Annotated in this window: 7 protein-coding genes and 1 pseudogene; 4 read left to right on the forward strand and 4 right to left on the reverse strand. The window is 40.6% G+C overall.

Annotated features, from left to right (window positions below):
- Nucleotides 1-304: pseudogene (locus tag IQ229_RS06475) on the forward strand (MFS transporter); the annotation flags it as partial.
- A gap of 17 nt (nucleotides 305-321) precedes the next feature.
- The gene (locus IQ229_RS06480) at nucleotides 322-1,278 is read left to right on the forward strand and encodes an N-acetylglucosamine kinase (RefSeq protein WP_194042297.1); all 957 of its coding nucleotides are present in this window, start codon (nucleotides 322-324) and stop codon (nucleotides 1,276-1,278) included.
- A 26-nt stretch (nucleotides 1,279-1,304) separates the two neighbouring features.
- On the opposite strand, the gene IQ229_RS06485 is transcribed toward IQ229_RS06480, so the two are convergent.
- The 3 genes from IQ229_RS06485 to IQ229_RS06495 form a co-directional block, all read right to left on the reverse strand.
- Nucleotides 1,305-2,045 carry a dienelactone hydrolase family protein gene (locus IQ229_RS06485; RefSeq protein WP_194042299.1) on the reverse strand — a complete coding sequence of 247 codons (741 nt, stop codon included), beginning with the start codon at nucleotides 2,043-2,045 and terminating at the stop codon, nucleotides 1,305-1,307.
- A 128-nt stretch (nucleotides 2,046-2,173) separates the two neighbouring features.
- Nucleotides 2,174-3,331, reverse strand: a complete 1,158-nt coding sequence (locus IQ229_RS06490) for a restriction endonuclease subunit S (protein ID WP_194042301.1) — start codon at nucleotides 3,329-3,331, stop codon at nucleotides 2,174-2,176.
- An 825-nt stretch (nucleotides 3,332-4,156) separates the two neighbouring features.
- On the reverse strand, nucleotides 4,157-5,425 hold the full coding sequence (locus IQ229_RS06495) for an FGGY-family carbohydrate kinase (RefSeq protein WP_194042303.1): 1,269 nt from the start codon (nucleotides 5,423-5,425) through the stop codon (nucleotides 4,157-4,159).
- A 199-nt stretch (nucleotides 5,426-5,624) separates the two neighbouring features.
- On the opposite strand from IQ229_RS06495, the gene psaM reads away from it, so the two are divergent.
- On the forward strand, nucleotides 5,625-5,714 hold the full coding sequence (gene psaM, locus IQ229_RS06500) for a photosystem I reaction center subunit XII (protein WP_040630342.1): 90 nt from the start codon (nucleotides 5,625-5,627) through the stop codon (nucleotides 5,712-5,714).
- A 345-nt stretch (nucleotides 5,715-6,059) separates the two neighbouring features.
- Complete coding sequence (locus tag IQ229_RS06505) at nucleotides 6,060-6,470, forward strand: slr1601 family putative cell division protein (RefSeq protein ID WP_194042305.1); 411 nt, start codon at nucleotides 6,060-6,062, stop codon at nucleotides 6,468-6,470.
- Between the two features lie 225 nt (nucleotides 6,471-6,695).
- On the opposite strand, the gene IQ229_RS06510 is transcribed toward IQ229_RS06505, so the two are convergent.
- Nucleotides 6,696-7,400, reverse strand: a 705-nt coding sequence (locus IQ229_RS06510) for a tetratricopeptide repeat protein (RefSeq protein ID WP_194042307.1), incomplete at its 5' end; no start/stop codon positions are given.

Here is a 7,400-nt window from a genome sequence, read left to right on the forward strand (position 1 = left end):
CACTAAGCCTTCACTAACATTAGTCTATCCCTTGGTTTCCTTGGAGCAATTTGGCTATGGTTTTGGATTTACAGCTTTTAGTGTTTATTTAATGTATATTTGTCAAGGTGAATATAAAACTTCTCATTTTGCTATCTCTACCGGCTTTATGGCTTTAGGAATGATGTTACCCGGATTAGTTAGCGGTTATCTGCAAAAAGTACTTGGCTATCCATTATTTTTTGTCTTGGTTTGTTTGCTGACTATTCCTGGAATGATTGCTTTATTTTTTATTCCTTTAAAAGAAGAACCAAAGCACCAATAATTAAGTTACTGCAATCCATGAGTTATGTTTTAGGAATAGATGGCGGGGGTAGCAAGACTGTTTGTGTCTTGATGGATGATTTGCATCTAGTGCTAGGTCGTGCTGAAGCAGGCCCATCTAATTATCAGAGTATAGGTATCGAAGCCACTCTACAATCTATTCAATCTGCAATTAAAAATGCGGTTGAGGCAGCAATAATTACAAATTCTGTGAATATTGATGCGATATGTTTGGGTTTAGCAGGTGTAGGTCGTGCAACAGATATCGAAGTAGTGAAAGGTTTAGTTAAAGAGTTACAGAATAATAAATTGCCTATTACTTGGGCATTACAGCCAGCCAATATTGTAATTTGTAACGATGCTTTGATTGCTTTAGTTGGTGGAATTGGTCAGCCTGTAGGAATTGTGGTTGCAGCCGGTACTGGTTCGATAGTTTTCGGACGAAATAATGAAGGAAATACTAAACGAGTCGACGGCTGGGGATATATTTTAGGAGATGAAGGTAGCGCTTATAAAATTGCGATCGCAGGCATGAACGCAGCATTAAAATCTTATGATGGACGGGAAATATCAACGAGTTTAATAGAGGATTTCAAACAGCATCTTGATTTGAAAAGTATAGAAGATTTAATAGAAGTAATATATCGGCAACAATGGGGAGTTAAACAGATAGCTGCTTTAGCACCAATTGTAGATTTTGCAGCCGCATCAGGTGATATAGTAGCGAATATGATAATTGATGATGCTGTAAAAGAGTTAGTAAAAGCCACATCTACAGTAATGGATGCAATTTTTAGCGCTGACTCAGTTTTAGAAGTAGTCACAACGGGAAGTGTATGGCAAGGTAGATGCAAGATCCATGAAAGATTTGCAGCATCAATTGTTAAGAAGTTTCCTAATGTAAAAGTGATTTTTCCGAGGTATGAACCTGCTTATGGTGCTGGGTTATTAGCGTTACAGACAACTCAAAATTGACGCGAAGAAAGCAATAATATAAGTTTTCACTCTGCGAATATGCGCCCCAAAAAAGTTACTATTTCAGACCAAGCTGCGGTGGTAGCACTAGAATCATAACGATAACCGTCGTCGCGCATGAATGTATGTTCTGCTTCATACAAAAAAACTTGGTGAGGGATGTTAGCATTCTCAATTGCTTTTATTATGGTTTGGCGATCGCTATCTGGTATATGAGGGTCAAGAGTACCGAATACCATTAGCATCTCGCCTTTGATTTCACTTACCCTGTGGATTGTATCGGCTACCTCTTTACCCAGTTTACCACTGGGAATCCCAGTAGGGTAACAGCAGACACAAGCCCGAATTTCGCTTTGAAATGCAGCGCGGAAAGCTAAATGTCCACCAATACAAAAGCCGAGAGTGCCTATTTGATTTGGAGAAACCGCACTCTCTGTTTTCAGGAATTCAATCACAGCAAGGCAATCAGCATCATATTCAGCTACCGAGGTTCGACGCGCATCGTCATTTCCCCGCATCCGTCCCAGATCGTCTGGCTCAATTGCTAAACCAATTGGCTCAATTCGGTGAAAAATTTCTGGGGCTGCTACTACATAGCCGTATCCTGCTAAGTAGTTAGCTAGACGAATCATTGCATCACCTAACTGATAAATATCACTGTAGAAGACAATACCAGGGTATTTTCCTGCTGCTTTGGGAGCTGCTACATAAACACGCATTAAGCTGCCATCTACTCTTAACTCAACGTTGCGCTTAGTGATTTGCACTTTTTTGTCTCCGTGTACTGCCGAAGGCATTCATCTGCATCTACAAAATACCCGAAGTTTTTCCAGCATCCGGTGACTTTCAGCCCACAATCCCACGAAGTTGATTTTGGCTATAACGCTTAAAAAATTTATGCACACAGTTGTGAGCTAAATGGCAGTGAATTTATGTATTCTTCCATAAAGTCCCAATCAGGTTCACTGTTTAGTGTAATAGGAAGCAAAATTTGAGATTGTTTCATACGTTCTAAATGCCATTTTCTACCATAGTTATACCGATACTTTTCATTCTTAATAATAGTAATCAGAAACATGGCAATAGCAGGTGTTAGCTCAAATTTTGGGTATAGGACATTCACATCATCTGAAGCCCAAAATGGCTTGGGTTGGTAGAAAGCTTCTGCTACAGAGCCGTTATAGTTCACACTAATGGTATTTCCTTCGTGTATAGGAGATTGCCCAACATAGCCTGATATACCATTATTCTTATCAATTGCACCAATAAAAGGAGTTTCACCTTCTGTCATATTTGATTTAGTCAGACGTTTCCCTTTTTTTAATTCAAATATACTCGAAAAAGCAAAATAATCCCATTTTCTTTGTGAATCAAATAATTCAGGTATAAAATTATGTTCTTGAGGTTTTTCGCTTTCAGTAAGCTTTGCATGATCTCTCATAAAATCATGCAAATCACGAGCAAAATCCATAAGCTCATCGAAGCGCATTCGTTGAAGCAAGGGGTCATAGGTTGCGTGTTCAATATAGTCTTTCCAAGGGATTAATTTATTAAAAATATGCCCATCACGAGATTGCAATATTTTGCTTTTTTGGTTTCCTTTAAAATTAAGAAAAGTCGATATATTAACCGTGGTATCTGTATTGCCGCTTACTGCAATACTTATCACGTTGTATTCTCTTGACAGGTATTTTGCATAGTGCAATATACCATCTACAGCATAGCGTTGAGTACGCTTGGCGTATTGTTCTTCTGTTTCCTCTATATCTTTTTCATTTAATAAATCTTTGGCTTCTTTACTACTGTGATTCTTGGAATCAGCCTTACACTCCACGATAATTACAAAATCAGGGTCAGTTGGTGATGTAATTATAAATTCAGGAGAACCACTACCACCTTTACCTGACTTACTGCCAGATTTCAAAAGTTTTTTGATAGATTCAATATTGCTTTTTTGCTCTTCGACTTGAATTGAATTATCCGCACTGTAGTAGCCAAGTTCACGTAATTCATTTCGGACAATATTCTCTGTCTCTGGCTCGTTTTTAGCCATCTCTGTTCTTTTTAAATCAATAGTTTAAAAGCTCTAACGCAGTTTGCATCAGCCCAACCAAAAGTCGCGGCTCACAATGAGCAGCCCTACCTCTGGCTGGTTTATAGCTAAGGTTTTTTGATACTGGAGTTTAGTTTTTAAACTTGACTTAACTTATTAGTTTAATTGGCTACATAATAACTAGACAAAGTTTCGCTAAATAACAGTAGATGTACTTAAAAATGAACTTTGTATGAAAATAAAATAGTTTATTAGTTAGCTTAAGCTAACTAATAAACTACGTATAAATACATATTTTTTTAATTGTGGAGTGGCTATTTGCTAGCCTATTGAATGCCGAATACTTTCAGGCTATTGCAAGTAACTTAAAAATAACTATCGAAAAGACAGCGATGAGTTTCAATATTTCTCAGCAACTCATAAAAAGTATGGATATTCTTATGGATTCTAAGACGGCGAATTTATTCGCCTGCGCCTTACCCCCATGTCTGAAGCCAGGGGCTTCCACGGCGCGAGGTGTTTGGTGATGACTCGCATTACGCTACGTCGCTTAGTCAGTAAAGATTTACTTTATTAATAGTCTCTAATTGAGATAATCACTAGATTTACCCTGTGCTGTATTAGTTAAAACCCACACCAATAATTAATAAAGGGGACAGATGACATTCGCTTGTTGCGAAGCACCCATCCCCGAATAGCTGCCCAGATCATGAACCTGGAATCTATAGTCCGGTATCTAATAATCCCAGTATCGGCCGAGATATGTAGATTGTCACTGGGATAGATACTGATTTACGAAATACCTACGAAAAGATTGTTACACAATTACTCTTGTTCACCCTTAATTCCGCCTCCCATCGCCAACAGCGCCGTTCCATAAGCTGCTTCTGTGTACACTGACGCGACTACAGGAACCTGCAAATGACGCGCCCTAATCGCAGTCCAAGTATCATTCGCCGCGCCACCGCCAGCAGTATAAACACGGCTCAATTTGTCTGCGCCCATTTGCTGTAATAATTCATACCCTCGCGCTTCTATACGGGCAATACTTTCTAACAACCCATGCAAAAATTCCACTGGATTATCTGGGCGTGGTGACAAACGTGGCGGTAAATTGGGATCGTTAATCGGAAAGCGATCGCCTACCTTCAACAATGGGTAATAATCTAACTCGCTAGCTTTTGATGCATCAATCTCGCGGCTAAGGCTTTCTAACTCAGTGTTTGTGAAAAATTGCTTTAGTACTGCACCTCCAGTATTAGAAGCACCACCAGTTAGCCATAAATCACCCAACCGATGGCTGTAAATTCCATATCTGGCATCTTCTACACGAGTACGACTTAACAACTTTAGTACCAACGTTGAACCAAGGGAAGTCACGGCTTCACCAGGTAATTTTGCCCCACTAGCAAGAAAAGCAGCAATACTATCAGTTGTACCTGCACACACCAGACAATCACGGCGGAAACCGAACTTATCCGCAATCTCAGGACGCAATTGGGCAATCGGAGTACCAGGAGGTAAAACTTTGGGTAGCTGAATCGGTATTTGTAGTTTTTCTAGCCATTCTGGGTATTTCAACTCTTCTACGTCATAACCCAGCTTTAAAGCATTATGGTAATCGCTAATTCCCAACTGTCCATGTAGGAGAAACGCTAGCCAATCTGCTTGATGCAGGAAATATCTAGCTTCACTAAAAGAGGGTTGTTGCCTCATCCACAAAAGTTTGGCTAGGCTGGAGGTGGCACTCAACACGGTATGATTGGGGGGTGCGATACTCCTCAAATGCTCTAGCACCAATGATCCCCGCGCATCGTTATACAGCAATGGTGCATCTGTTGGATTGCCCGCAGCATCGACCAGCAATACAGTGGAAGAAGTACCATTAATTGCGATCGCTTTAATTTCTCGCCGCAATTGATCAGGTATTTGTTGCACCAGCACAAACAAAGCCTCTTGCCAAATTTTGGGCGTAACGGCGGCTGGTGAGTCCTGGAAGGGATATCGCACCTGTGCCTGGATGCTAGCTTCCTCATCAACCACCATACCGCGTGCGCCAGAGGTGCCAAAGTCGATACCCAAATAGAAATCCATAGTTTTATGAATTTTTTTAATAAACAATCATTAAAAACTACTGACTAATAACTGCTTTTGTTGCATCTTGTAACAAGATATTCCACAATCTTGGCAAAACAAGGAAAAGTAGTAAACGAACTGTTCAAAATCTATTCAGGTTAGGAGGTTTTCAGCCATGCCTATCTTAGATACTCTGTACATCGCTCAGATATCTTCCATTTCAGATACTCAAGTCTACATCGCTCTAGTTGTGGCCTTGATCCCCGGAGTTCTAGCTTGGCGATTAGCCACAGAACTTTACAAATAAGGCTCCGATGTGACACAGTTGAAAAGCTAATAATCCTGGCAGTACGGGGTGCAATTTCCAGACTTTATGGCTTTATGTCATAAGTACCTAGAAACCTTGCACTTACGTAAGCCAGGTTATTTTTTAACTAGTGCAACACTTGTAGCTATTTCAAAAAAATGAAGTAATATGACAGCTAAATCAAGCATTCAGGAGTGCTGAGTGCTAATTCAGCTCCGAGTATCGAGTGCTGTTAGCGGTCGCGGGGCGTTTAGCCCGTGCTGAGTTAGAAATTTCACTCAGCACTCATAACTCAGCACTCTTGATAGTACTTCCCTTCACTAAGCGAGGTTATCTTTTAGCATCATGAACGCGATTCAACCATCTAGACCACCATCACAACCTATACAAAAACGCCGTGTCACTCCTCGACCAAAGCGGCATCTTCGTCAACGTTCTTACAAGGTGATGGCACTGGAAAGCACAGCCAAAATAGCGGTCAATCTTGTGATTACAGCTGTTGCAGCATCTGCTTTAACACAACTCTTGCCTTATCATTGGTTACAGCAAGAAAAGTTGCGCGAAATTAGTACTGAAGTCAAGCTGATGGAAGGACATGTCAATGGTTTACAGGCGGAATTTAGCCGTAACTTTGATCCGCAAGAAGCTAAAATTATTAGACAACGCCAAGGATACCGCTTCGATCCCAACCAACGTCAGATCGTGTTGATGAATCAAGATCGCCGAGAAGATGAGCAAAGAGAGCCGTCACCCTAAGACAAGTGGCGAATTTGGGATTATTTAGGTTTATTGTGATTCAGGCTACGTATAAACTGGGTGTTAATTTATATTATTGCTAACAAGTAATGGTTAATAGCTAATTTTTGAATAGCTATGTAGTTATCATCTATTAGTCATTAGCTATACAGCGTCACTAAACTGTAGTTCAAAATTAATCAATTATTTTGAATTTTGAATCTCCCAGAAGAACTAATCTACCAATTAGGACGCTGATTGAGATAGTAACTCGTCTAGCCAATTTTCGAGTTGTAAACGCAAGCGACAACCAGTAATATCCTTATCGTTGTCGAGAGAGGGTAGTTGAGTAAGGGCACGACGATAATCAGCGATCGCACAATTCCAATCGCCCCAAAGATGGTAAGTCCTGCCGCGTTCAGCCCAAATATGACCCTCTAGTTGACCGAAAAGCAGTGCTACCTCAAAATTCTCAATTGCCACCTCGTATTGCCCCAAATCACGCCAGGTAATGCCTCGGTTGATCCACGCTCGGACATGGTGAGGTTTCAAATCAATTGCTTGATCGTAGTCGGCAAGTGCTACTGCTAATTCTCCACAAGCCGCGTAGTAATTTGCCCGATTATTATAAGCACTAGCCAAATAGGGATTAAGTTTAAGGGCGGTGTTGTAGTCGGAAAGCGCTTTTAGCCTTTCACCACTTTGAAAATAAATTAGTCCCCGGTTGTTGTAATCAACGGCATTGTGGGGGTGGCGGCAGATTAGTTGGGTTAAAAGTGCGATCGCTTCGGTATAATCTTCTTGTTGAGCCAACCTCAAAGCACAAGAGCGCAAGTCGCTATCCCCGAAACTACATTTGCTACGATCGCTTTTCCTCCGCTCTTTAAGTTTACTTGTAGTATTTAGAACATTCTTATATTGGTTACTTTGCTGGTCATCGTCAGCTAAAAA

The organism is Nostoc cf. edaphicum LEGE 07299, assembly GCF_015207245.1.
Classification (GTDB): Bacteria; Cyanobacteriota; Cyanobacteriia; order Cyanobacteriales; family Nostocaceae; genus Nostoc; species Nostoc edaphicum_B.

Excerpts from the sequence above, each read along its gene's own strand:
- IQ229_RS06480 (WP_194042297.1), top strand. The coding sequence starts at position 322 with ATGAGTTATGTTTTAGGAATAGATGGCGGGGGTAGCAAGACTGTTTGT.
- IQ229_RS06490 (WP_194042301.1), bottom strand. The coding sequence starts at position 3,331 with ATGGCTAAAAACGAGCCAGAGACAGAGAATATTGTCCGAAATGAATTA.
- IQ229_RS06495 (WP_194042303.1), bottom strand. The coding sequence starts at position 5,425 with ATGGATTTCTATTTGGGTATCGACTTTGGCACCTCTGGCGCACGCGGT.
- IQ229_RS06505 (WP_194042305.1), top strand. The coding sequence starts at position 6,060 with ATGAACGCGATTCAACCATCTAGACCACCATCACAACCTATACAAAAA.